Origin of the sequence: Streptomyces sp. HUAS 15-9 (assembly GCF_025642155.1) — a bacterium.
GTDB lineage: Bacteria > Actinomycetota > Actinomycetes > Streptomycetales > Streptomycetaceae > Streptomyces.
The window spans coordinates 8,264,829-8,287,961 of record NZ_CP106798.1 but is presented as its reverse complement, the minus strand read 5'-3'; the positions used below and the strand labels follow the sequence as shown (position 1 = coordinate 8,287,961).

26 protein-coding genes are annotated in these 23,133 nt (G+C 71.6%); 15 read left to right on the top strand and 11 right to left on the bottom strand.

What is annotated here, in order from left to right:
- Positions 1-91: 91 nt before the first annotated feature.
- Positions 92-724 carry a DUF1345 domain-containing protein gene (locus N8I87_RS37775; protein ID WP_263215358.1) on the bottom strand — a complete coding sequence of 211 codons (633 nt, stop codon included), beginning with the start codon at positions 722-724 and terminating at the stop codon, positions 92-94.
- Positions 725-784: 60 nt separating this feature from the next.
- On the opposite strand from N8I87_RS37775, the gene N8I87_RS37770 reads away from it, so the two are divergent.
- On the top strand, positions 785-1,135 hold the full coding sequence (locus N8I87_RS37770; protein ID WP_263215357.1) for a thioesterase family protein: 351 nt from the start codon (positions 785-787) through the stop codon (positions 1,133-1,135).
- Positions 1,136-1,165: 30 nt separating this feature from the next.
- On the opposite strand, the gene N8I87_RS37765 is transcribed toward N8I87_RS37770, so the two are convergent.
- Positions 1,166-2,371 carry an MFS transporter gene (locus N8I87_RS37765; protein ID WP_411577334.1) on the bottom strand — a complete coding sequence of 402 codons (1,206 nt, stop codon included), beginning with the start codon at positions 2,369-2,371 and terminating at the stop codon, positions 1,166-1,168.
- A gap of 132 nt (positions 2,372-2,503) precedes the next feature.
- Here N8I87_RS37765 and N8I87_RS37760 point away from each other — a divergent pair, with 132 nt between their 5' ends.
- From N8I87_RS37760 to N8I87_RS37745, 4 genes are all read left to right on the top strand, one after another.
- A complete protein-coding gene (locus tag N8I87_RS37760; RefSeq protein ID WP_263215356.1) occupies positions 2,504-3,841 on the top strand; it encodes a lanthionine synthetase LanC family protein in 1,338 nt (445 codons plus the stop codon).
- Positions 3,842-3,945: 104 nt separating this feature from the next.
- Positions 3,946-4,515 carry a hypothetical protein gene (locus N8I87_RS37755; RefSeq protein ID WP_263215355.1) on the top strand — a complete coding sequence of 190 codons (570 nt, stop codon included), beginning with the start codon at positions 3,946-3,948 and terminating at the stop codon, positions 4,513-4,515.
- A 77-nt stretch (positions 4,516-4,592) separates the two neighbouring features.
- Positions 4,593-5,486, top strand: coding sequence for a phosphorothioated DNA-binding restriction endonuclease (locus N8I87_RS37750; RefSeq protein ID WP_263215353.1), 894 nt, complete (start codon positions 4,593-4,595; stop codon positions 5,484-5,486).
- Between the two features lie 27 nt (positions 5,487-5,513).
- Entirely contained in the window at positions 5,514-6,131 is a 618-nt protein-coding gene (locus tag N8I87_RS37745; protein WP_263215352.1) for a hypothetical protein, read from the top strand.
- Here N8I87_RS37745 and N8I87_RS37740 read toward each other — a convergent pair.
- The 5 genes from N8I87_RS37740 to N8I87_RS37720 form a co-directional block, all read right to left on the bottom strand.
- A complete protein-coding gene (locus tag N8I87_RS37740; protein WP_263215351.1) occupies positions 6,112-6,969 on the bottom strand; it encodes a DMT family transporter in 858 nt (285 codons plus the stop codon). The genes N8I87_RS37745 and N8I87_RS37740 overlap by 20 nt on opposite strands.
- A gap of 264 nt (positions 6,970-7,233) precedes the next feature.
- A complete protein-coding gene (locus N8I87_RS37735; protein WP_263216859.1) occupies positions 7,234-8,409 on the bottom strand; it encodes a PP2C family protein-serine/threonine phosphatase in 1,176 nt (391 codons plus the stop codon).
- 91 nt (positions 8,410-8,500) lie between these two features.
- Entirely contained in the window at positions 8,501-8,788 is a 288-nt protein-coding gene (locus tag N8I87_RS37730) for a sulfurtransferase TusA family protein (protein WP_263215350.1), read from the bottom strand.
- A complete protein-coding gene (locus tag N8I87_RS37725) occupies positions 8,785-10,041 on the bottom strand; it encodes an MFS transporter (RefSeq protein ID WP_263215349.1) in 1,257 nt (418 codons plus the stop codon). The genes N8I87_RS37730 and N8I87_RS37725 overlap by 4 nt, the downstream gene beginning before the upstream one ends.
- 70 nt (positions 10,042-10,111) lie before the next feature.
- Positions 10,112-10,819 carry an ArsR/SmtB family transcription factor gene (locus N8I87_RS37720; RefSeq protein WP_263215348.1) on the bottom strand — a complete coding sequence of 236 codons (708 nt, stop codon included), beginning with the start codon at positions 10,817-10,819 and terminating at the stop codon, positions 10,112-10,114.
- Between the two features lie 88 nt (positions 10,820-10,907).
- Between N8I87_RS37720 and N8I87_RS37715 the strand changes: the two genes are divergently transcribed.
- The 5 genes from N8I87_RS37715 to N8I87_RS37695 all read left to right on the top strand — a co-directional run bounded on the left by N8I87_RS37715 (position 10,908) and on the right by N8I87_RS37695 (position 15,026).
- On the top strand, positions 10,908-12,287 hold the full coding sequence (locus tag N8I87_RS37715; protein ID WP_263215347.1) for an MBL fold metallo-hydrolase: 1,380 nt from the start codon (positions 10,908-10,910) through the stop codon (positions 12,285-12,287).
- Positions 12,284-13,564, top strand: coding sequence for an MFS transporter (locus N8I87_RS37710; protein ID WP_263215346.1), 1,281 nt, complete (start codon positions 12,284-12,286; stop codon positions 13,562-13,564). Before N8I87_RS37715 ends, N8I87_RS37710 begins: the two co-directional genes overlap by 4 nt.
- Positions 13,565-13,692: 128 nt before the next feature.
- Positions 13,693-13,956, top strand: a complete 264-nt coding sequence (locus tag N8I87_RS37705) for an SHOCT domain-containing protein (protein ID WP_263216858.1) — start codon at positions 13,693-13,695, stop codon at positions 13,954-13,956.
- A gap of 69 nt (positions 13,957-14,025) precedes the next feature.
- Positions 14,026-14,730: a nucleotide-binding protein gene (locus N8I87_RS37700; RefSeq protein ID WP_317633525.1), complete on the top strand. Its 705-nt coding sequence runs from the start codon at positions 14,026-14,028 to the stop codon at positions 14,728-14,730.
- Positions 14,727-15,026 (top strand): hypothetical protein, encoded by a 300-nt coding sequence (locus tag N8I87_RS37695; RefSeq protein WP_263215344.1) that lies wholly within the window; start codon positions 14,727-14,729, stop codon positions 15,024-15,026. The genes N8I87_RS37700 and N8I87_RS37695 overlap by 4 nt, the downstream gene beginning before the upstream one ends.
- A gap of 18 nt (positions 15,027-15,044) precedes the next feature.
- Here N8I87_RS37695 and N8I87_RS37690 read toward each other — a convergent pair whose 3' ends face one another.
- Positions 15,045-15,554, bottom strand: coding sequence for a PaaI family thioesterase (locus N8I87_RS37690; RefSeq protein ID WP_263215343.1), 510 nt, complete (start codon positions 15,552-15,554; stop codon positions 15,045-15,047).
- A gap of 93 nt (positions 15,555-15,647) precedes the next feature.
- On the opposite strand from N8I87_RS37690, the gene N8I87_RS37685 reads away from it, so the two are divergent.
- From N8I87_RS37685 to N8I87_RS37665, 5 genes are all read left to right on the top strand, one after another.
- Positions 15,648-16,115 (top strand): winged helix-turn-helix transcriptional regulator, encoded by a 468-nt coding sequence (locus N8I87_RS37685; RefSeq protein ID WP_263215342.1) that lies wholly within the window; start codon positions 15,648-15,650, stop codon positions 16,113-16,115.
- A gap of 141 nt (positions 16,116-16,256) precedes the next feature.
- Positions 16,257-17,189 carry an SGNH/GDSL hydrolase family protein gene (locus N8I87_RS37680; protein ID WP_263215341.1) on the top strand — a complete coding sequence of 311 codons (933 nt, stop codon included), beginning with the start codon at positions 16,257-16,259 and terminating at the stop codon, positions 17,187-17,189.
- Positions 17,190-17,283: 94 nt separating this feature from the next.
- On the top strand, positions 17,284-17,970 hold the full coding sequence (locus N8I87_RS37675) for a FadR/GntR family transcriptional regulator (protein WP_263215340.1): 687 nt from the start codon (positions 17,284-17,286) through the stop codon (positions 17,968-17,970).
- Positions 17,967-19,418, top strand: coding sequence for a tocopherol cyclase family protein (locus tag N8I87_RS37670; protein WP_263215339.1), 1,452 nt, complete (start codon positions 17,967-17,969; stop codon positions 19,416-19,418). Before N8I87_RS37675 ends, N8I87_RS37670 begins: the two co-directional genes overlap by 4 nt.
- Entirely contained in the window at positions 19,415-21,250 is a 1,836-nt protein-coding gene (locus tag N8I87_RS37665) for a GMC family oxidoreductase (RefSeq protein ID WP_263215338.1), read from the top strand. Before N8I87_RS37670 ends, N8I87_RS37665 begins: the two co-directional genes overlap by 4 nt.
- Here N8I87_RS37665 and N8I87_RS37660 read toward each other — a convergent pair.
- The 3 genes from N8I87_RS37660 to N8I87_RS37650 form a co-directional block, all read right to left on the bottom strand.
- Entirely contained in the window at positions 21,247-21,690 is a 444-nt protein-coding gene (locus N8I87_RS37660; RefSeq protein ID WP_263215337.1) for a Fur family transcriptional regulator, read from the bottom strand. The genes N8I87_RS37665 and N8I87_RS37660 overlap by 4 nt on opposite strands.
- Before the next feature lies 1 nt (position 21,691).
- A complete protein-coding gene (locus N8I87_RS37655) occupies positions 21,692-22,183 on the bottom strand; it encodes an ATP-binding protein (RefSeq protein ID WP_263215336.1) in 492 nt (163 codons plus the stop codon).
- A gap of 128 nt (positions 22,184-22,311) precedes the next feature.
- On the bottom strand, positions 22,312-23,043 hold the full coding sequence (locus N8I87_RS37650) for a DUF2993 domain-containing protein (protein WP_263215335.1): 732 nt from the start codon (positions 23,041-23,043) through the stop codon (positions 22,312-22,314).
- Between the last annotated feature and the right edge of the window lie 90 nt (positions 23,044-23,133).

Genomic DNA, 23,133 nt, shown 5'->3' with positions numbered 1-23,133 from the left:
AACCTGTCGTCGTCGGAACGAAATGTCCCTCACTTCATGCTGCTCGATTTTCATCCTGCTGCGACTCGGGTGGGTCCGCGCGCGTACGGCCTCAGCCGCTGACGATTCCCACCACGAGGTTGATGGCGGTGGCGAGGATGCTGGTGCCGAAGACGTACGAGATCAGGGCGTGCCGCAGCACGATCGCACGGATGGCCGAACTCGAGACGTTGTTGTCGGACACCTGGTAGGTCATGCCGAGGTTGTAGCTGAAGTAGAAGAAGTCCCGGTACGCCGGTGGGCGGTCCGAGTTGAAGTCGATCCCACCGGCCGTCTCGTAGTACACGGCGGCATAGCGGGTGGCGTACATCAGGTGCAGCGCGGCCCATGCCATGAAGACCCCGCCGAGCGCGGTCGCGGCAGCGGCGTGGCCGGTATCGGACCGGCTGCGCACGAGCATCAGCACGATGGCGATCAGTCCGCACAGGGCCACCGCGACGATCACGAGTTCCTCGGCGAGGGGCCGGAAGTCCTCGCGCCGGGCATTGCGGTGGGTGGCGGTGGCGTCCATCGGCCACAGCACCAGCCAGCCTGCCAGGACGAAGACCAGCCCCGTTGCGGCGATGCCCGCGAGGACACCCAGATACGGATCGATCGGCAGTCCGACGGCCACGCCGACGACGGCCCCGAGGACCACCGCGCCGACTAGGCGGGGTACGGCGTCCAGGGGCAACCAGATCTTCACGGATCACCACGGTAGTCCCAGCGGTTGGATGCCGCCGCCATGGCGGGCTAGCGTGATGCGATGCGCCATGAGGTGACCGAGGCCGATACGGCGATGGCGGTGGGCAGTGGGGACGTGCCCGTGCTGGCCACTCCGCGGCTGATCGCGTGGATGGAGGCGGCGACGATGCGGGCCGCCACGCCGTTCGTCGGGACGGGCCGGACAACGGTGGGGACGGCGCTGCGTGTCGAGCATGTGCGAGCCACCCGGGTCGGCGAGTGCGTGGAGGTCTTCGCCGAACCTCCGGCCGTCGCGGGCCGGCGCCTCACGTTCCGGGTACGGGCCGTCGACGGTTCGGGGAGGCTGGTCGCGCAGGGCGAGATCGACCGGGCGGTCGTCGACCGGGAGCGGTTTCTCTCGAACGGCCGCTGAGCTCCGTCTCACCGATGATCTGCGCCCACCTCACAGGTCTCGGGGTGGGTGACGCCTCACCCGGAGGCCCACTGCCGTGACCAGGAGGACCGCACACCCCGTGAACACCAGACCGGCATCGCGCACTCCCAGTGCCTCCGTCAGGGAACCCACGCCGACGACCGGCAGGGAGATCCCCACATACGCGACGACGAAGAACGCCGAGATGGTGGCGCCACGCTGTGCCTCGGGCGCCGCGGAGCTCACCGCCGTCAGGCCCGCACGGAACGCCATGCCCTGTCCCACGCCGCCCGTCACCGCGCCCACCAGCAGCACCGGGAAGGACGTCACGAGCAGCGAGACCGCGATGACGAGGAGGCCGGTGACGAGCACCAGGCACCCCCATGGCAGGGCCCTGCGCGCCCCGACGCGTCCCATGAGCACCTGGCCGCAGGTCGAGGAGCCGAACACACAGAAGACGACGGCACCGACCACCGCCAGGTTGCGTTCGCCGAGCGTCTGGGCGAGGAAGGCCGGGGCCACCGCCGTGAACAGGCCGAGCAGGGAAAAGCCCGCCAAGGCCGCCAGCGCGCAGGGCGCGAACACGCCGCGCACCTCGGGTGGGACGGTCATGCCCTGCGGCCGCAGCAGGGGCCGGGGCCCGGCGTGGTGCACGGTCTCGGGCAGGAGGCAGGTGACCGCGACGGCGATCGCCACGAGCACCAGATGCACGACGAAGGGCAGCTTGAGCGGCCAGGGTGCGTACTGGGCCAGGAGGCCGGAGACGAGAGGGCCGAGTCCCAGGCCCCCCATGTTGGCCGCGGTCGCCGCCAGTGCGGCACGTGCGCGCCGCCCGGGCGGTGCCAGGTCGAGGACGGTCGCGGTGCCCGTTCCGCTGAGCAGCCCCGCCGAGAAGCCCGACAGCACCCGGCCCACGTACAGCAGTGGCAGTCCGCCCTCGGACAGGAAGCACAGCGCGCTGAGCGCGGCCAGGGCGAGCGCGCCCAGCAGCACCGGGCGCCTCCCCAGCACGTCGGAGAAGCCACCGGCGATCAGCAGAGCGGTGATGACGCCCACCGCATAGACGGCGAACACCACGGTGACGGTGAGCTCGGAGAACCCGATCTGCTGCCGGTACAGCCCGTACAGCGGCGTCGGCAGGGTCGTACCCATCATGCCGACGGCGAAGACACCCGCCGCGGCCTTGTACCCCGGCCGGTGGCCCTGCCGACGGCGGACGGTGTCACTGTTGATCACACCTCACCATAGGCGTCCATACCGGACACGGCAGCCATCTCGGCGGTGGCCGTACGGACCCGGGCCGCCCGCCGGATCATGGGGCCGAAAACACAGGTGCCCTTCGGGAGGGGCCAGTTGTAGCGTGTCCGGGTGGTGAAGAGCGACGCGTACCGGGAGCTGGGAGAGGCCGCCTGGTCATGGGTGCTGAGGCAGGTCCTCGATGACAAGGGCCCGTGGCTGCCGGAGACGGTGCCCGATCCGGCGCCGGAGGAAGGCCAGGACACGGCACCGCCGAAGGATCGCGACTCGCTGTACGCGGGGATCGCCGGCCTCGCTCCGGTGCTGGCGGAGATCGAGCAGTACCGGGCATGGACCGACAGCGAGCATGCCCTTGCGACGGGCATCGTGAACAGACTCTCGGAAGAAGCCGAGGGCAGAACGGAACCATCGCTGTACGACGGCCTGGCAGGCGACACGCTGGCGCTGAAGCTGCTCGCCCCGGGCGAGGAATCGATCGCACTGCGGCGGTTGGCCGGCCTGGCCACCCCCGAAGGCTGGCACAGCACCATCGAATGGGAGCCGGGTTCCCACACGCCCTTCAACGACATCATCATGGGGTCCGCCGGTGTGGTGATGACCGCCGTCTGGGCAGGCGGTGAGTTCGCAAAGGACATCGCGACAACAGGCGGTGAGGCCCTGCTGCGCACGGCGGACCGAACGGAAGCGGGCCTGGACTGGGGGATGGCGCCGGGCATGGAGTCGAGGGCCCCGAACTACTCGCACGGCACCTCCGGAGTGGCCGCCGCGCTGGCCGTGGCCGGTGCGGTGCTGCATCGGGAGGACTTCGTCGAGGCCGCGGTGCGGGGAGCCCAACACGTGCTGTCCGTAGGCTCGTTGGGGGACGGCGGCTTCATCGTCCCGCACACCGTCCCGCCGTCGAAGCGGGAGGTGGAGCCGGTGACGTACACCTGGTGCCATGGGCCGGCGGGCACCTCTCATCTGTTCTCGGCGCTGTCGCACGCGGGCGTGGCCGAGGTGGCAGGCCTCGACGTCGGCGAACTGCGGCAGCGCTGCCTGACCTCGATCCTCACCTCGGGAGTCCCAAAGCGCCTGCGGCCGGGCTTCTGGGACAACGACGGCCGCTGCTGCGGAACGGCCGGCGTGGGGGACGTACTCCTGGACGCGGCACAGGACTGCGCGGGCACGGCAAGAGCCGAAACCCTCCTTCAGGCGGCGCGCACGATGGGCGACGCGCTGGTGGCGCGGGCGATCAGGGACGAGGCGGGCGCCCGCTGGCGCTTCCTGGAACACCGCGAGGACCCACCGCTGCTGCCGCCGGGCACGACATGGATGCAGGGAGCGGCGGGCATCGCGGCGTACCTTTTCCGCCTCGCCCGGTTCCTCGAGACCGGCCCGGACGCCGTGGTGGTGGACCGCCCGGACCAGTGGTGGGCAGTGCCGCCGCAGTTGCGCCGTACGGCCTCGTGAGGGGAACGGCGGTTCGTCCTGTGCCGACGGGGGCCGGACTGCGCACCGACGCGCCGGTGCGGTGATCCGATCGCTTGCGCCCCCGCTGCTGCCACCATGAGCCCGTGGCGGTGATTCCTGGCTGGGTGTGGGAAAGGAAACCGGTCGGCAGGGCACTCGGTGTCGGAGTCCCCACCGGCCTCTTCGCCGGTGCGTTCGCACTCATCGAGTCGGGCGCCTGGCCGATCGCCGCCGTGGTGTTCCTCGTGCTGACCGGCTTCTACGGCCCCATGACGGCCCGTCGGATGAGCAAGGCCTGGCCCGGGGCCCAGGAACTCAGCCGCGCCGGGCGAGCGGCGGTCGTACGCGCCACCCGGCGCGGCGAGGACATCGGCGAGGCCCGCCTGGCTCCCGCCGTCGTCGCCTACGCGGACGGTCTGCGCCGGACCCGGGAACGCGGTGGGTGGGTACGGTGGGTGGTGCTGTTCGCTGCCGTGGTGTCGGTGTTCGTCGCGCTCGACGACACCTTCCATGGGTCGACCGGGGAGGCCGTGTCCTCCTGGCTGGTGGTGGCGCTGTTCATCGCCGACCTGACATGGCGTCCGCGGAGAGAGGCCCGCCTGATGACGCATGCCGATCAGGCGGAGAGATGGGCGCGCCGCCGGCTGCCGGGCCCTCAGCCCCACGACGGCTGAGGCACTGACCGGGCTCCTGGCGCCCTCCCCGTCACCGGCTCAGTGGTGGCCGGCCCGACTCACTACGATCATCAGCCATGGACTGGCTCGAGCGCACCGCGAAGTTGAGGCAGTGGACCAGGAGCGGCACGCGCGCTCCCCACAAGCCGCTGCTCCTCCTGTACGCCCTCGGCCGGTTTCAGGAGGACGCCGACGGCGGACTGCGGTACACCGCCGTGGAGGAGGATCTGCAGCGGCTGTTGACCGAGTACGGGCCGCCGCACAAGACGACGCCCGCCTACCCCTTCCACCACCTGGTCAGTGACGGCGTCTGGGAGGTGCGTACCGACCGTGGGCCAGGCAGTCCCGGAAGCGGGGTGCGGGATCTTCGGGAGACGGGTGCCACCGGGCGGCTCGCGCCGGAGCTGAGGACGGCGTTGCGACGCGAACCGCCGCTGCTCGGCAGGATCGCGCGTCTGCTGCTCGACCTGCACTTCCCGTCCTCGCTCCACACCGAGCTGTGTGAAGCCGTCGGACTGCAGCTGGAGCCGGCGGAGGCCGAGCAACTCGCCACGGCGCGGCGGCAGCGGGACCGGCGGATGCGGGAGCTGGTGCTGACCGCGTACGAGTACCGCTGCGCGTTCTGCGGTTACGACGGCAGGATCGGCGCGGTTCCGGTCGGGCTGGAGGCCGCGCACGTGCGATGGTGGGCGTTCGGCGGTCCGGACGACGTCGAGAACGGTCTGTGTCTGTGCTCGCTGCACCACAAGCTCTTCGACAAGGGTGTCCTCGGTGTCGGTGACGGTCACCGCATCCTGGTCTCGCAGCGCTTCGTCGGCCACAGCCCGGCAGCCCGCGAGCACGTCATAGCGCTCGCGGGCCGACCACTGATCGGCCCCCAGTGCGGCACTCGACCCATCGCGGCGGCCCACCGCGAGTGGCACACCCGCCAGGTCTTCCACGGCATCCCACGCCCTGCCACCGCCGTCTGACAGGAGACGGTGGTTCAGAATCGGGGCATGGACGTCACCGAGCTGCTGGAAGCCGCTTTGCTACTGGTTCCCGAGGAGATCGCCACCGAGAACGACATCACGGTGAACGACGTCTGGGAGTACCTCGTTGGGGACGAGTGGGAGCTTGCCCTCGGGCTGCTGGAAGAACTCGGTGACACCCGACCGCTTCCGCTCGGCTTCTGGGAGACCTTGGCGACCGCGGCCGAACAACTGCGGCTGGAGAAGAGCGCGGCCTGGTGTCACTGGCGCTGTGACGAGACCCGCAACGGCGTTGTCCGAGCCGACCTCACCCTCCGCCCGGCCGCCGAATCCCGACGGCAGACGCCCATCTCGGGCGCCGGTGTACTGCGACCGATGTGGGACATCGGCAGCCGGCCCCCGACCGGTGAACCGGACCTCGCGATCGCCAGGCTGTGGGTGGAACGCACGCCCTTCCTGAAGCCCGGCGGCCGAGCCACCGTGCGCCTCGCTCCTCTTACCCCCTCGCTGTGGCAGCACCTTCGGCCCGGTCATGTGATCACCATGCACGAGGACCGGTCCGTGGCCGGGACGGCGGTTGTCCTGGAGGTACGGCGCCCTGCGGCCATGTCGGCCGTACACCCCCCTAGTGAGCGAGCTCGATGAGGTGAGGTACCACGCGGGTGAGCCGTACGACGCCCCACACGATCAGCAGGGCCCCGGCCACCTCCGGCAGGATCCACCAGCCCGTGCGGATGTGCTCGCTGAACAGGACCACGCCCAGGACGAGGCTCATCGTCGCGTCACCGATGGTCAGCGCGGGCTGTGAAGCGGCCAGTGAGCCGGCCTGCAGGGAGTTCTCCAACAGCAGGACCGCGCAGATGCCGACCAGGGCGAAGCCGTACGTCTGCCAGGTGGTGAGGAACGCGGGCAGGCCCGCGTCGGCGAGCCGCCCCGTGGCGGACTTCATGAGTGCCGCGGTCAGGGCGTTGCCGATCGCGGCGGCCGTGGCGAGCGCGGCCGCGCGAAGGAGCGGCGAGCGGGCCGGTCGGGCCAGCACGACGGCCGCCGCCATCGCTCCCGGCAGCAGCACCAGGACCGGCACCCAGCGCACCATGGCCGCCTGGTTCCGGGTGCCCGCCGGTGCTGCCGCGGCCAGGACCACGGCCAGTCCGGTGACCACGGCCCCGACCGCCCACCAGCCTTTCGCGGGCAGCCTGCGGTGCATCAGCGGAGCGGCCACCAGCAGGGCGAACGGCAGCTCCAGGATGAACAGCGGCTGGACCAGGGCCATGGGCCCGTTCACCAGGGCCAGTGCCTGGAACGCGGCGGCGCCCATGACGCCGGCGATACCGATCAGCCAGGCAGGGCGCCGTACGAGAGCGGCCAGCAGACGAAAGCCGCCGCCCCGGGACACCGAGGAGGCGGCCTTCCGCTGGAAGGCCGTTCCCACCGCATTGCTGGCGGCCCCCAGCACAGCGCACACGACAGCGAGCACGATCACACACCCACCATGCCCCGCCCGCACGCATCCTCCTGCCACAGACCTGCACACGGCGCGGTGTCGCCCCGCGTTCCCTGCGTGGCACAGGTCAGGGTCAGGTGCCGGGAGGCGTCTCGGTGACCGCCTCACCGTCATCGTTCCCTTCTCCTTCGGCGGTGTTGTCCGCGTCGGCTTCAGGAACCGCCTCTGGAGCTTTCGGAGCCTCATGGGAATCGGCCGGTTGCCGGTTGACGCGTGCGTGGACAGGGGGGTGTCGCGGCTGCCTCAGTCCGGCAGGGTGCGCGTCCGGAGGTGCACGGCGTTTCCGGTGCCGAGAGCGGACCTGCCCATGTGGATGCCCCGTCGGTGGCGGTGCGTTTCGGGTGTGCGGCAGAGCGCGATGATCGCGGCGTCGTCCTCGAGGCGTCCGCCGACGTGGGCGAGGAGGTCGCGGCGGACGTGGTGCAGGAGTTCTTCGGGCGCGCTGCCGGCCCACTGCGCTGCCCGTTCCGCGAGCGGGTAGAAGACGCCGCCGGGATCGCGGGCCTCGATGACGCCGTCGGTGTAGAGCAGGAGGGTGTCCTCGGGCTCGAAGGAGAACACGTCGAGGGTGTACTCGGTGGGTGTCGGCGCGCCGACGCCCAGCGGGGGCGCCGGGTGCACCGGAATCGTGACGGTCCCGGCGGGGCTCAGCAGCAGGGGCGGAGGGTGACCGCAGCTGAGGATCCGGGTGAGATGGCCCTCGTCCGGAATCTCCACCAGCAGCACAGTGGCGAACCGCTCCCCCGGCTCCTCCTCGGGCACCAGGTCGGGCAGGTTCCGGGCCACGCTCCGTTCCAGCGCGGCGGCCAGCTCGGGCAGGGAGGTGTGCTGGTGGGCGGCCTCACGGAAGGCCCCGATGATGAGGGCGGCCTCGCCGATGGCGGACAGGCCCTTGCCCCGTACGTCGCCGATCACGACCCGCACGCCGGTGTCGGTCGAGGTCGCGGCGTACAGATCACCGCCGATCTGGGCCTCGTCCTCGGCGGCCAGGTACAGGCAGGCGATCGTCAGCGGACCGATCCGCTCGGGCAGCGGCCACAGCAGGACGTGCTGCGCGGCTTCGGCGACCGCGCGCACCTGGGCCAGTTGGCGCAGTCGTCGCTCACGTACGACGCAGTAGAACACCGTGAGCGCCGACAGCACCGCCAGGGCAAGGATCTGCACCAGCACATTGCGCGAGAACAGCACGCCGAAGTGCCAGCCGATGTACGCCTGCGCCGCCACGGCCAGGAACCCGATCAGCCCGGTCAGCCAGGGTCCCGCGAACGACACGGTGATCGCGGGGGCGATGACCAGGAGCGGACCGAGATGGATGTCGGCCGGGACCAGCTGGTCCACCACCGTGATCACCACGATGAGCGCGATCGGGATCACCAGCAGCGCATGGCTCGACTGCCACGGCTGCCGCAGGCCGGCCATGCCTTGCCGGACATCCACATCTTCCAGACTGCACCGTCCCGGGCACGGCCGCCCGCGGGGTGCTTTCGCGGGCGGCCCTGCCCGGCGCAGGTCAGTGGTCGGCTGTGTGCCAGGGGGCGCCGGGACGGGTGAGGCGCGCGTCGGCGGCCAGCCGTAGGGCGTACACCGTGCGGTCTCCCGGGACGGGGCCGAGGTAGTCGTGGCCGGTCATGTGGCACCAGGCGGGCAGGTCGAGGGGTGCGGCCGGGTCGGTGGCGATGACGTGTACGACGGTGCCGGGCCGTGCGGCGTCGACGGCGGCGCGGAGCTTGAGCAGCAGGGTGACGCAGAGCAGGCCGGTGCCGTCGACGGTGAGGCCGGGTGCCGGGTGGAGGGTCATCGGCTGCTCGCGGTGGCGGCGATGGCGGGCAGGACGGCCAGGGCGAGGATGCCGCCGGTGAGGGCGAGGACGGGGTAGCCCGCGGCGTTGACGACGATGCCGGAGGCGAGGCCGCCGGTGGCGCCGGCGACGGCGATCGAGACATCGACCAGGCCCTGCGTCCTGGCCCGGGCGGCGAGGGGCACGGCGTCGGTGATGATCGCGGTGCCGGAGACGAGGCCGAGGTTCCAGCCGAGTCCGAGCAGGGCGAGCGCGAGGGCCAGCAACGCTACGGAGTCGCCGGGCGCGGCGGCGGCGAGGATGCCGGAGGCGAGGAGCGTGATGCCGGATCCGGCGGCGACCGGGATACGGCCGTAGCGGTCGACGAGCCAGCCGGTGAGCGGTGAGGGGAGGTACATCGCGCCGACGTGGATGGCAATGACGAGCCCGGAGGCGGCGGTGCCGTGACCGTGGTCCTGCATATGGACGGGCGTCATCGTCATGATGGCGACCATCACCAACTGGGTGAGGACCATGACCAGTGCGCCCGGTACGACTCCGGGGCGGCGGCGTTCGTCCGTCGACGCCGCTCGCTCTGTCGCGTCGGTCGACGTCGCCCGTTGCTGGTCGAGGGTGCGGGCGAGCAGGAGGGGGTCGGGGCGCAGCCACACGGCCAGGACGAGGGCTGCCAGCGCGTAGGCGGCGCCGGCCAGCAGGAAGGGTCCGGCCAGGCGGGGAATGCCGAGGACGTGCGCGAGGTCGCCGGTGGGTGAGGCGAGGTTGGGGCCGACGACGCCCCCGAGCGTGGTCGCGACGAGGACGGTGGAGACGGCACGGGCGCGGTGGGCGGGGTCGGCGAGGTCGGCTCCGGCATAGCGGGCCTGGAGGTTGGTGGCGGTGCCGGCGCCGTAGACGAACAGCGCGAGGAACAGCAGAACGGAATTGTCCAGGACAGCGGCGGTGATGACGGCGGCGCTGCCGATGGCTCCGGTGAGGTATCCCGTGGTCAGGCCGGGGCGGCGGCCGCGCGCCTGGGAGATACGGCCGACGGCGACGGCGGCGAGCGCGGACCCGGCGGTGAACAGGGCGCTGGGCAGCCCGGCGAGGCTGGTGGTCCCGAGCATGTCCTGCGCGAGCAGGGCACCGACGGTGACTCCGGCGGCGAGCCCGGCACCACTGAGGACCTGAGAGGCGACCAGCACGCGCAGGACGCGGCGCTGGGCCGGGACGACGTCGGATATGGAGGAGGTGCCGGCTGATTGCGTACTCGTCATGTCTCTTCCGGGTGGCGGTGACGGCTGCGGGCGGGGGTGCGGGGTCGACGTACGGGCGCGAAGCGCCCTGTCATGCCAAGTCCTCGGCCTCGACGGGCAGTTCGGCCAGGCGCCACTCCAGCATGCCGTCGTTCAGACGGATCGCCCGGCGTCCGCGGTCGGTCAGCAGCCGTACAGCGTCATAGGCGAGTACGCAGTACTCGCCCCGGCAGTACACGACGATGTCGGTGTCCTCGGGCAACTCGCTGATCCGGTCGGTGAGTTCGTCGACCGGGATGGAGCGTGCGCCGGGGATGTGTCCCGCCCGGTACTCCTCCATCGGCCGCACGTCCAGCACCAGTACGTCTCCGGCGGCCGCACGGGCACGCAGCTCTTCGTGGGTGACTTCCGCCGCGCCGTCCTCGCCGAGGTAGGCGTCCCGGGCACCGGACACGGTGGCCTGGTGGCGTTCGGCGACCTTGCGCAGCAGCGCGAACAGCTGGGCGACGTCGTCGCCCGCGAGCCGGTAGTGGATGCGGACGCCCTCGCGGCGGGTGGCGACGAACCCGGCCTGCTTGAGCGTCTGCAGATGCGCCGAGGCCGTCGTCAGGTTCAGCCCCGCCGCCTTGGCGAGGGCGTCGACCGTCCGCTCGCCCTGGGCGAGCAGGTCGAGCAGTTCCAGGCGTTTTCCGCTGGCCAGCGCCTTGCCGCTGGTGGCGAACGCGTCGTACAGCTGCGCCTTCGTACCGGCCGAGTCCGCACCGGTGGGGTTCGTACCGGCCGAGTCGCTACCCGCCATGTCATCCTCCATAAATCCATGGAATAGTGTAGATGAAGGAGGGTGCTGTGACCACACGCCGCCTCGCATCCGAATCCTGGAGGACCTGATGGGGTTTGCCGACGACCACCTGATACCCCTGGTCGACGCCGGACTCGGCAACAGCGCCTACCTCGTCGACCTCGGCGACGGGCGCGCCCTGGCCGTGGACGCCGCCCGTGACCTGCGCGCCCTGCGGAAGGCCGCGGACCGGCGCGGCCTGACCGTCGCGTTCGCGGCCGACACGCATCTGCACGCGGACTTCCTCTCCGGCGCCGTCCAGCTGGCGCACGACGACGGCGCGCGCGTGCTGGCCTCCGCCGCCGGCCGGCGGGTCTTCCCCCACACGCCGCTGGCCGACGGCGACGAGACGGACCTCGGCGGACTGACCCTGCGCGCCCTGGCCACGCCCGGCCACACCGACGAACACCTGTCGTTCCTGCTGCTGGACGGCGACCACGAGCTCGGCGTGTTCACCGGCGGCTCGATGATCGTGAACTCCGCCGCCCGCACCGACCTCCTCGGAGCCGACCGCACCGAGGAGCTGGCCCGCACCCAGTACCGCTCACTGCGACGACTGGCCGCGCTGCCCGACGAGACCCGGGTGTGGCCCACCCACGGAGCCGGCTCCTTCTGCTCGGCGCCGCCGGGCAGCGAGCGCACCTCCACCATCGGCGCACAGAAGCGGAGCAATCCGCTCCTGGCCGCCCCGGACGAGGACACCTTCGTACGACGGCTGCTGAGCGGCCTGGGCAGCTACCCGGCGTACTTCGGCCGGCTCGCCGAGGCCAACCGCCGGGGCGCTGGCATCCTGACCGGCACTCCGGCCCTGCCCGACCTCACCGCCGGACAGCTGGCCGACCTGCTCGCACGGGGCGATCAGGTGCTCGACGTCCGCCCGGCCGCGGACTTCGCCGCCGGACACATCCCCGGTGCGCTCTCGATCCCGCTGCGCGATCAGTTCGCCACCTGGCTGGGCTGGCTGCTGCCCGAGTCCGCCCCGATCGCGTTCGTCAGCGCCGAGGACCAGGAGCCGGCCGAGATCGTCTGGCAGGCGTACAAGATCGGTTACGAGCGGCTGTCCGGACGCCTGGCCGGGGGCATGCCGGCCTGGCTCGCGGCCGGCAACGCGCAGGCCACCACCGCGTTCATCACGGCCGACCGCACCGCGGACCGGCCCTATGTCGACGTCCGCCAGAGCTCCGAGTTCACGGCCGGGCATGTCCCGGGAGCCGTGCACATCGAGCTCGCGAGCCTCGGCGCCCGCGCCGTCGACGCCCCCGAGGGCGCGGTCGTGGCCTGTGGACACGGCGAGCGGGCCATGACCGCCGCCAGTCTCCTGGAGCGCGCGGGCCACACCGATGTGGCGGTCCTCGACGGCGGACCCGCCGACTACGCCGCCGCCCATGGTCAGCGGCTCGCCGAGGGCACGGAGGGCATTCAGCCGTGAGCACCTCCCACCACCCGGCCGCCACGACCACTCCCGACCCGCCGATCCGGCTGGGCCTGCGGGAGAACTGGCCGCAGTTCACCCTGCTCGTCGTCGTCAACGTCTGCGTCGGCGGCCTGGTCGGCCTGGAACGCACCACGGTCCCGCTGATCGGCGCCGACGTCTTCCATCTGACCAGTGACCTGGCCGTCTTCTCCTTCATCATCGCCTTCGGTGTCACCAAGGCGCTGACCAACCTCGCCGCCGGGGCACTGACCGCCCGCTTCCGCCGCAAACAGCTCCTGGTCACCGGCTGGCTGATCGGTGTCCCCGTGCCCTTCGCCCTGGCCTGGGCGCCGTCCTGGGGCTGGATCGTCGCCGCGAACGTCCTGCTCGGCATCAACCAGGGTCTGACCTGGTCGATGACCGTCAACATGAAGATCGACCTCGTGGGCCCCGCACGTCGCGGACTGGCCACCGGCGTCAACGAGGCCGCCGGCTACACCGCCGTCGGGGTCACCGCGCTGCTCACCGGCTACCTCGCCACCGCCTATGGCCTGCGCCCCGCCCCCGAACTCATCGGCGTCGTCTTCGTCGCCGCCGGGCTCGGTCTGTCCGTGATCGTCCGTGACACCGCCGCGCACGTCGCCCTCGAGCTCGCCCAGCACGCCAAGCCGCTGCCGGCCGGTGAGGACACCACACTGGCCGCCGTCTTCGCCCGCACCTCCTGGCGCGTCCGCTCCCTGCGCGGCGCCAGCCAGGCCGGCCTCGTCAACAATCTGAACGACGGTCTGACCTGGGGAGTCTTCCCCCTGCTCTTCACCGAACACGGCCTCGGCTTCGCCGCCATCGGCCTGATCAAGGGCCTCTACCCCATCCTGTGGGGCATCGGCCAGATCCCCACGGGCCACCTCGCCGACCGCATCGGCCGCAAGCCCCTCATCGTCACGGGCATGCTCGTCCAGGCCGGCGGCTTCGTGCTCGCCCTGGCACTGCTCGACCGCCCGCTGCTGGCCGGCGTCCTGTCCGCCGCCGCCCTCGGTCTGGGCACCGCCATGGTCTACCCGGCCCTGATCGCCTCGGTCTCCGACCATGCCCACCCCGCCTGGCGCGTCAACGCACTCGGGACCTACCGCTTCTGGCGCGACATCGGCTATGCCGTCGGCGCCCTGGTGGCCGGCCTCCTCGCGGACGCCTTCGGGCTCAACGCGACCGTCATCGCGGCCGCCGTACTCACCGCGGGCTCCGGGCTGCTCGCCGCCCGCTGGATCAGCGAACACCGGCCCGGCACGCGCTGATCCGGCCCCGGCGGGCGCAGGGGTGCCGAGTGGTCCGGCGGCGGGGCCGAAGGGCCCTTGGCAGTGTCCCCGCCATGGACGGACAGTAGGGATCAGAAGCAGCCTCCCGAAGGAGGTGACCTGCAGTGATGTACTGGGACGGCGGTAGTGGCTGGGCCTGGATGGCCTTCATGCCGCTGCTGTGGATCGCACTGATCGGTCTGGTGGTGTGGGCGGTCGCCCGCCTCGCCCAGCATCCCACGTCCCGCCGGGACGACACGGGCCGAGGACCGGCACCGGGGGAGACACCCGAGGAGGTCCTCGACCACCGCTTCGCCTCCGGCGAGATCGACCCCGAAACCTACGCCGAGATGCGCAAGCAGCTGGCCGCTCACCGGCCACGGCCCAGGTGACCGGGGGCCGCGTGGCCGTCGGCTGCCGCTGACCGGTAGTCCATTCGACCGAGTCACCGGCGCCCCAGGGTGAACGGGGCGTCGCTGTACCTCGCGCCGACAGCGGCACGCCGCCCGTGGCCGTTAGCGTCCATCCTTGTGTTGTTCAGCTATGCCTTTGTGAACCTGAAACCGGGTGTGGGAAAGACGACCAGCGCGGTCTGGCTGGCCCACGCACTGCACGAGTCGGGCATGCCACCGCTGCTGGTGGACAGCGACCCCGCCTCCTCAGCGCTGCGCTGGAGCGAATTGGCGGGCGGGTTTCCGTTTCCGGTGATCGCCCTTCCGGTGGGTGATGTGCACCGGCGCGTGAACGACTTCCTCGGCAACCGGCAGTCCGTGGTGTTCGACGCTCCGCAGATGGAGGACCACGCCCACATCGCCCGGAGCATCATGAGGTACGCGAGCGAGTGGATCGTGCCGGTGACCCCGGCCCCCATCGAGCTGGATCGCATGGCCCCCATCGGCGGCGAGATGGGCGACATGCAGTCCCTGCGCGCCCAGCCGGCCCGCGCCGCAGTCCTGCTGAACCGCACCAACCGTCCGGACGCCACCCGCACCGGTCCCGACGCCGACGCCCGTGAGGCACTCACCGAGCGTGGCTTCGACGTGCTGTCCACCCACATTCCGCGGCTCGATCTGTACGCCCAGTCTTTCGGCAGCCCGATCGAGGTCAAGGGCTCGGCCTACATGGAACTCGCGGACGAGCTCATCAAGCGTCAGGACAAGGCGTGAACCAGCGCAAGGACACCTACCGGGCCGCGCTGCAGCGCGGACCCTACCCAGCCGCATCCCGACCCACCAAAGTCACCCACCTGCACACCCGTTACGTCAGGGTGACCATCGAACTCGACCCCAAGTTGCCGGGCGATCTGAGCCGTTGGGTGGGGGCACCGGTGTCCGCGCTCGCGCACGCCGGCGAGTCCGTACTGCGGCCCGTGACGAGTTGGTGCGTGGCAGCCGGTACGACGGCGACCATGGAGGCGTCGTCGCTGGTGGCCGGCATCGCCCGGCTCTGGCGATCCCGCTGAACCCGGGCTTGCGGGGGCCTAGCCGTCCGCGGCGTCCGCGGCAGGCACCGGAAGCAGCATGCAGCTGCTGGTGGCGTGGGCCAGCAGACGGTCCTTCGCGTCGACCAGCCTCGCCTCGGCGAGCGCGGTCTGACGGCCCCGGTTCACCACCGTGCCGATGGCCCGCACCCGGCCCGTGTCCACCGTGATCCGCCTCAGGAACTTCACCGTCAGGTCGAGCGAGGTGTAGCCCATGCCCGGCGGGAGCGTGGAGTGAACGGCGCAGCCCGCCGCCGAGTCGAGGAGGGTGGCGTAGACACCGCCGTGCACGCTGCCGATCGGGTTGTAGTGCTCCTCGCCCGGCAGCAGGGAGAAGACCACCCGGCCCTCGTCCACCTCGTCCAGCGTGAAGTCCACGGTGGACAGGATGGGCGGGCCCGGAAGACGCCCCGTGCGCATCTCACGCAGGAAATCCAGGCCGGAGGTGCGCCCGACGGCGGCCGCCGTGACCGCGGGGTCCTCCCACTCGTACGTCCGTGTCCGTCCCATGTCCTCGGCGCCTCCCAGCTGACTTCGTTGATCGAAGCTAGCTGTTCGGTCGCCTGACTGTCAATGCCGAAGCCAGACCTCTACCATGGCTGGATGGAGTGGCTTGAGGTCAGTACCGAGAACTGCACCGTCCAGCGGACGCTCGACGTGGTCGGGGAGAAGTGGACACTGCTGATCGTGCGCGACGCCGCCAATGGCGTACGACGGTTCGACGACTTCCGGCGCCACATCGGTCTGTCGGAAGCGGTACTGAGCGATCGGCTCAGGAAGCTGACGGCGGCCGGCATCCTCGGCACCGTTCCCTACCAGGAGCCGGGCAGCCGCTCCCGCAACGGGTACCGGCTGACCCGCAAGGGGTGGGACCTCTGGCCGGTCCTCGTCGCCCTTCGCCAGTGGGGTGAGACCTACGCCCCCGATCCCCAGGGCCCTGTGCTGGACCTTCGGCACACCGAGTGCGGGGCACCGGTGCGGGTCGTCGTCGAGTGCGCCGACGACCACACCACCCTGACCCCGAAGGACGTCACCGCACGCCCGGGACCCGGCGCCCGGCGCCTGGCCTGACGACGTACGACGGCGCGGACGCCGACGCGGTATTCCCGGACCCGAGGCAAGATACAAGTACTGGAGTGCACCACGCGTCCGGAGCAGGTGCCCTTGAAACGAGCCCTACGAGGAGCCGGTCGACGAAGACAGGACACCACCATGGGACCGTTGGCACGAACCGGCCTGGCCGGGGCCCTGGCATGCGGCGTACTGGTCACGGCCGTCGGCATCGGAGGGAGCCTGACCAGCGGTGGCGGCGACGGCGGGCGTCCGTCCGGAGGGCTCTACGTCGCGCTCGGCGACTCCTTCACCTCCGGCCCCCGGATTCCCGACCAGACGGGAGAGCCCGTCGGCTGCGAACGATCCTCCCGCAACTACCCCGCACTCGTGGCGAGGCAACTCGGCATCAGTGCGGCCGACTTCAGCGACGCCAGTTGCAGCGCCGCCACGATCAGCAACCTCACCGCGCCCCAGTCCACGGACGACGGCACCAACCCTGCGCAGCTCTCCGGGCTGACGGCCGCGACCGCCCTGGTCACCATCGGGATCGGCGCAAACGACATCGGCTTCAGCATCATGGTCGCCAGGTGCGTCACCACCGGGGCGCTCTACAAAACCGCGGCCGGCGCCATGAACGTCAACGGCCAGGCACCCTGCAAGGAGCGATACGCCCCCGGCGACACCGGCCAAGTCGCCCGGAGGATCCGTACCGCGGGTGACCATCTGACCCGCGCCCTGAACGACGTCAAGCACCGGGCACCCAAGGCCCGCATATACATCGTCGGTTACCCGGCGATCCTGCCCGCCGAGGGCGCCGACTGCGGTTCGGACATGCCCCTCGCACCCGGCGACGTGGCCTTCCTTCGCGAGACGGAGCGACAGCTCAACGCCATGCTCCGGGAACGCGCCGAAGCCGCCGGGGCGACCTATGTCGACACGTTCACCCCGTCCATCGGCCACGACGCCTGCTCCTCGGCGGCCATCCGCTGGATCGAACCCCTCAGACCGAGCAGCCCGGCAGCCGCCGTCCACCCCAACGAACGCGGCGAGCGCGGCATGGCAGCCGCCGTGCTGCGTGCCGTCGGTCCCTGACCAGGCCAATATGTCAACACCACGGTATCGCCATTGACTTCACCGCCCCGGATTGGTTGAGTGGCTCATCCACTGAGCCACTTGGGAGGACGGCGTGGAGGCACTGCCCCGCGAGACCATCGTCGATGTCCTGGAGAACCGGCTGCGCGAGGAGATCCTCGACGGGCAGCATCCAGCGGGAAGCTATCTGCCGCCGGAACGGACGCTCGCGGACGGCTACGGCGTCACCCGCACCACCCTCAAGCACGCCTTCGGCCGCCTCGTGCAGGCGGGACTGCTGGAGACCCGGCACGGTGTGGGCACCCGCGTGCGGGACTATCTGCGCCTCGGCGGGGCGGATCTGCTGCCGATGCTCGTGCGGCACAGCCCCGACTGGATCGGGGAGATCTTCGAAGTCCGGCGCAGCATCGGAGCGTTGATCGCCGAGCGCGCGGCCGCCCGCGCGACCGGACCCCGACGCGCGGAACTGCGCTCCTTGTTGGCGACCGTACGGGAGGCGAAGGACGCCGATGCCGTACAGCTCGCGGACATCGAGGTGCACCGGGCCCTGGCCCGCGCCACCGGCAACCGGGTCTACGTCCTGCTGACGAACACCCTCTTCAACGCCTATCTGCCGGTACGCGCCGCGCTCATAGGCCCGTTCACGGACGCCGCGGTCGCCCACGCGCGTCTGGAGCCGGTGGTCGACGCGATCGACGCCGGTGACGAGGCGGGCGCACGGCGGGCGGCCGAGGAGTACCTGACCACGACCGAACGCATCATGCTGGAGGGCCTCGCATGAGCACGGACGTCCCCTCGGACAGGGACACGGACACGGGCACGAGTGGCAACACCCCCGCGCGCGGCACCGTCTTCACCGAGACGATGCTCGGCACGCTGCGGCTCGACACCGAGGACCGCACCCGCCGCGTCCGCCTGGACCTGAGGGTCTCGGCGGGTCGTGTCATGCGGCTGACGGGGACGACAGAGGCCCGTGCCTCCGGCCGCGTACGGATCGCGGGCTGGGCCGACGACGCGGGCGCCGAGGGTGAGTTGGAGATCTCACCGCTGGCTCGGCGCCGTATCCGCTATCGCATCGCGTTCACCGCCGAAGGCCGCCGGCTGACGCTCGACGGCTGGAAGTCCGTGACACCGCGCAGGCCCGTGGCCTCGATGACCGTACTGCCGTACACGCTGTACGAGGACGGTACGCGGGTCGGCACCGGGACGCTTCGTTTTCCCCTGGCCACGCAGCTCGTTCCGTTCCTCGCGAGTTTCCGCTTTCCACGGCGGGAGGAACCCGGCGCGTTCCTCGCGCCCCGCTGGAAGGGCGAGCCCGGCCGTACCGAGGTCTGGTACACCACCGTCACCGACCCGTCGACCGGCAGCGGGGTGTGGCTCCACCACGAACTCACCGCGCCCGCCGACGGGTCCGAGCCGTACGCGCACGGCTGGGCCGCGGTGTTCCCCAAGGTCGGGCCCGTGCGGCACGCCCGCTTCGGCCCCGCCCGGTGGACCGCGGACGATGCCGGATTCGGCGCCGACGGGGTCACGGCGACCCGCGGACGTCTGACCGGCTCGGCGGAGAACGGCGCCCTGCGCTGGGATCTCGCCGAACACCCCGCGGACGCGCCGCTGTTCACCTTCCCCCGATGGTCCTGGCGTCGGCAGCTGCTGCCCGCCGCCCAGATCCTCCCGGCCGCCCGGGCCTTCTACGACGGGACGTTCACCCATGACGACACGACACTGAAGCTCTCCTCGGCGCCGGGCGCCTCCGCTCGGATCTACGGTCACGGCAATGCCCGCCGCTGGGCCTGGTTGCACGCGGACCTCGGTGGCGGGGACGTCCTGGAGATCGTCGCCGCCGTCTCCATGCGCCCCGGTCTGCGCCGGCTGCCGCCCATGGTCTTCCTCCGCCTGCGCCGAGGCGACCGCACCTGGCCGCGCCGCCCGGAGCGCCCCGCGCTCGGCTGGGCGGGCCTGGGACGGTTCCGTACCGCCATCGGCCTGCCCACCTGGACGACCACCGGCCGCGCCGGCCTGCGCCGGGTCCGCGTCGAGGTCACCCAGCCCGAGGACCGCACGCTCACCCTGGACTACACCGACCCGGACGGCACCCACGCAGTCTGCCGCAACAGCGAGCGCGCCGACGCACACATCCTGCTGGAACGCTGGTGGCTCGGCGGCTGGCGCACCGAGGCCGAGTGGACGCTCGACGGCACGGCCCACGCGGAGGTGGGCACCCGATGAGCCTCGACGGCCTAGTGGCCGCCCTGATCGCCGACGAAGGCACCTCGGACTGGACCGCACGCGTCCCCGCGAGGCTGGAGACGGTCCTCGCCTCGATGCCGCTTCCCGCCCGGGCCGGTCTACGGGCGGCTGCGCGCGGCCTGGACGTCTACGCGCTGGCCCGGACCGGGCGCGCACTGGCCACGCTCACGCCTCACGAGCGCGAGTCCGTGCTCCGGGGACTCGACGCACGGCCGTCGCTGCGCCCGCTCCTGGACGTGCTCAAGGTACCCGTCCTCCTCGCGGCCGGCACGGAGCGGATGCTCCACGACGGCCCCACTGCCCCCGGCCTCACCCGCCAGGACCCTCCGCTCGACTGCACGTCCGCACACGCATGGCCCGCGCGCTCCACCGCCGACGCCGTCGTCATAGGTTCGGGGGCGGGCGGAGCCATGGCCGCGCGGACCCTGGCCCGGGCCGGGCTCGACGTCGTCGTCCTGGAAGAGGGCGAGCACTACTCCACCGAGTGGTTCGGACGGCGCACGCCCCTGGAGCGGTTCACGGAGCTCTACCGGGACGGCGGAGCGACCATCGCTGTCGGCCGCCCTCCGCTACTGCTACCGGTCGGCCGAGCCGTCGGTGGTACGACGGTCGTCAACTCCGGTACCTGCTACCGCACTCCGGACCATGTCCTGGCCCGCTGGAGCAAGGACTTCGGCTTCGCCCTCGCCGACGACTTCGGTGGTCGCCTCGACGAGGTCGAGCGTTCCCTGCGCGTGGCCACCCAGCCCGTGGACGTCCTCGGCAACAACGGCAGCCTCGCGCTCACCGGGGCACATACGCTCGGCTGGCGTGCCGCGCCCCTGCGTCGCAACGCGCCCGGGTGCAAGGGGTCTTGCCAGTGTGTCGTGGGCTGTCCGACCGGTGCCAAGCAGAGCGTGCAGCTGTCCGTGCTGCCCGACGCCTGCGCCGCCGGTGCCCGCATCGTGACCGGTGCGCGGGTTGAGCGCGTCCTCGTCGACCGGGACCGGCCCGGGGGGTCGCGTGCGGCAGGCGTGCGCGTACGCCGCGACGATGACCCCTTCGAGATCCTCGCCCCGTTGGTCGTCGTCGCCGCGGGCGCGCTGCAGTCACCGTCGTTGTTGCGCCGTTCGGGCCTGGGCGGACACCCCCGGCTCGGCCGCAACCTCAGCGTGCACCCGGCCACGAGCGTCGCCGGGCGCTTCGCCGAACCGGTCACCGCCTGGGAGGGCGTGCTGCAGAGCGTCGGCGTGGAGGAGCATCACGGCGCGGGGGTCCTCATCGAGGCCACCGCCACCCCGCCCGGCATGGGCTCGTTCGTGCTGCCCGGGCTGGGCGCCGAGCTGCGCCGCGAACTGGAGGGCGCCGACCGACTCGCCACCCTCGGCGCGATGATCGCCGACCGGCCGTCGGGCCGTGTCCACGGCCGTGACCGCACCCTGCTCCGCTACGACCTCGACGACCGCGACGCCGGCCGTCTGCTGCGGGCGGTACGCGCCATGGGCGAGCTCCTGTTCGCCGCGGGCGCCGAGGAGGTACTCACCGGCGTCCCCAGGACGCCCCGGGTACACACCCTCACGGAACTGGACACCGTCCTCGCCGACACGAGTGCCCGCCAGCTCCACCTCTCGGCCTACCACCCCACGGGCACGGTGGCCGCGGGAGCGGACCCACAGCGCTTCCCGGCGGACGCGAACGGACAACTGCGCGGCATCCAAGGGGTGTTGATCGCGGACGCGGCCGTACTCCCCGGCTGCCCCGAGGTGAATCCGCAGCTGAGCATCATGGCGGCGGCCCTGGCGATCACGGGGGCGTATCTGGAGCGTGTCTAGTCCCGGCAGCCGGGGCACAGGCCCCAGAACGTCACCGCGGCCTCTTGTGTGTCGTACTCCTCGGGCAGTTGCGGGTCCATGCAAGGGGCCGCGCCTTTCGCGCACTTGACGTCGCGGATGTGGCCGCAGTGGCGGCACACGAAGTGGTGGTGATTGTCGTGGCGTTCGGTCTCGTAGCGCGCGGGGTGGCCGGCGATCTGAGTGCAGCGGACCAGTCCGGCGTCGGTGAGGGCGCGCAGCACGTTGTAGGTGGCCTGCAGGGACAGCCGGCCGGTGACCCGTTGGGCGCGCTCGCGCAGGGTGTCGGCGTCGAGGTGGCCGGCCGACTCGTGGACGGCCATCAGCATCGCCATCCGCGGAGCGGTCACCCGCATCCCTGCCGACCGCAATCGCGCCGCGGCCAGTGCCATCGGCTCCTCGGCCTCCGCCGCGGCTGTCATGTCACCCCGACCTTCCGGTCCCAGCCGCCTGCGGGCAGTCCGGGGCGTCGCTTCCGCCCACCCGAGGTGGGTCCACGTCCGCGGAGAGCTCGAACCACACGCTCTTGCCCACCGGCCCAGGCTCGCAGCCCCAGCGCGCGGCCAGCGTGTCCACGAGCGTGAGTCCGCGGCCGCTCTCGTCCTCGACATCGGCGTCGGTCGGGCGGGGAAGGTCCGAAGAGCCGTCGGTGACCACGCAGCGCACCGCCGACACGCGCTCGAGCGTGAGGCTCAGCGGGCCGACGGCATGCCGTAGCGCATTGCACACCAGCTCGCTGACCAGCAGTTCGGCGGTCGGGACGAGTCCGGCGAGGCCCCATCGAGGGAGCACGTCACGCATGGCCGACCGCGCCCGGGCGCAAGCCGTCGAGGACCAGGGGAGCGCCCAGGGTCCGGCCACGAACGATTCCACCCCCGCCGCCGACAGGGGCTCGGGGGAAACTGCGCGGTACATGGGGGCGCCTTCGAGAAACGGACATAAGCACTGCTGAAAACGTAACTCTTTTCTGGAGTCGGTCAAGTGTTTGGATAGCGTCATTTTTTCCTGACTTATTCAAACGATCTCCGGGCCGGCCGGGCGGGTCACGCCGCCGCGCAGCCGGCCTTGGAACGGTTGCTCGTGCCCTGAGCCGTCCGGCGCGCTATCGAGAAGTCCAGGACCAAGCCGTCGTCCCCGGCGTGCGCCGATGTCAGGGCGACACCCCGGGGCAGTCCGGTGACGGCGACGGTGCGTGGCTTCAGCTCGTTCTTCAGGCGGGCGGCGGCCGGCAGGGCGGTCAGATCGTCGACCGGGACGCTGCGCCCGAGGACCGTCACGGTTGTCGGGGTGATGGTGACCGCGTTCGTCCGGGTCGACAGCTTCGCGACGACGGTGACGGGCAGGCCCAGGCTGCCGACGCTTCCGCTGAGGGTGAGGTCGCCGTCCCGGCCGCCCGGTGTCAGCCCGTCGCCCAGCGAGCCCATGTGCCGGTCGAGCTGGTCGTAGCCGATGGTGGCGTCGGCGGTGCCGCCGTCGCTGGCGCCGTCCGTCGTGACGCCCTTCAGGGAGACGGCGACGTCCATCACGACGTCCTGGCGCCGCACCCCTTCGGCATGGACATCGACGTCACCGACGTCACCGCCGAGGGCCCGAAGCCCGGCAAGGGGGGTGGTGAGGTCGGCCTGTACCGGCCCACGCGGCTTCAGCCGGCAGCTCGCCACCTCGGCCACCCGTTGTTCGGCCTGGTGCTCGACCACCAGATTCGTGGCGCAGACGGCTACGGCCACGGCGGCGGCGCCCGCGAGAGCGATGATGGTCTTCCTACGACGGTTCAAGGTCACGTACTCCGGTTCGGTCGGGTCGGGATCGGACGGGACGGCGGGCGGGCGTGCAGGCGGGCGGGCAATGACGCGGCGACCGGCCCA

Excerpts from the sequence above, each read along its gene's own strand:
- N8I87_RS37770 (WP_263215357.1), top strand. The coding sequence starts at position 785 with ATGCGCCATGAGGTGACCGAGGCCGATACGGCGATGGCGGTGGGCAGT.
- N8I87_RS37750 (WP_263215353.1), top strand. The coding sequence starts at position 4,593 with ATGGACTGGCTCGAGCGCACCGCGAAGTTGAGGCAGTGGACCAGGAGC.
- N8I87_RS37745 (WP_263215352.1), top strand. The coding sequence starts at position 5,514 with ATGGACGTCACCGAGCTGCTGGAAGCCGCTTTGCTACTGGTTCCCGAG.
- N8I87_RS37735 (WP_263216859.1), bottom strand. The coding sequence starts at position 8,409 with ATGGCCGGCCTGCGGCAGCCGTGGCAGTCGAGCCATGCGCTGCTGGTG.
- N8I87_RS37730 (WP_263215350.1), bottom strand. The coding sequence starts at position 8,788 with ATGACCCTCCACCCGGCACCCGGCCTCACCGTCGACGGCACCGGCCTG.
- N8I87_RS37725 (WP_263215349.1), bottom strand. The coding sequence starts at position 10,041 with ATGACGAGTACGCAATCAGCCGGCACCTCCTCCATATCCGACGTCGTC.
- N8I87_RS37720 (WP_263215348.1), bottom strand. The coding sequence starts at position 10,819 with ATGGCGGGTAGCGACTCGGCCGGTACGAACCCCACCGGTGCGGACTCG.
- N8I87_RS37715 (WP_263215347.1), top strand. The coding sequence starts at position 10,908 with ATGGGGTTTGCCGACGACCACCTGATACCCCTGGTCGACGCCGGACTC.
- N8I87_RS37705 (WP_263216858.1), top strand. The coding sequence starts at position 13,693 with ATGTACTGGGACGGCGGTAGTGGCTGGGCCTGGATGGCCTTCATGCCG.
- N8I87_RS37690 (WP_263215343.1), bottom strand. The coding sequence starts at position 15,554 with ATGGGACGGACACGGACGTACGAGTGGGAGGACCCCGCGGTCACGGCG.
- N8I87_RS37685 (WP_263215342.1), top strand. The coding sequence starts at position 15,648 with ATGGAGTGGCTTGAGGTCAGTACCGAGAACTGCACCGTCCAGCGGACG.
- N8I87_RS37680 (WP_263215341.1), top strand. The coding sequence starts at position 16,257 with ATGGGACCGTTGGCACGAACCGGCCTGGCCGGGGCCCTGGCATGCGGC.
- N8I87_RS37670 (WP_263215339.1), top strand. The coding sequence starts at position 17,967 with ATGAGCACGGACGTCCCCTCGGACAGGGACACGGACACGGGCACGAGT.
- N8I87_RS37665 (WP_263215338.1), top strand. The coding sequence starts at position 19,415 with ATGAGCCTCGACGGCCTAGTGGCCGCCCTGATCGCCGACGAAGGCACC.
- N8I87_RS37660 (WP_263215337.1), bottom strand. The coding sequence starts at position 21,690 with ATGACAGCCGCGGCGGAGGCCGAGGAGCCGATGGCACTGGCCGCGGCG.
- N8I87_RS37655 (WP_263215336.1), bottom strand. The coding sequence starts at position 22,183 with ATGTACCGCGCAGTTTCCCCCGAGCCCCTGTCGGCGGCGGGGGTGGAA.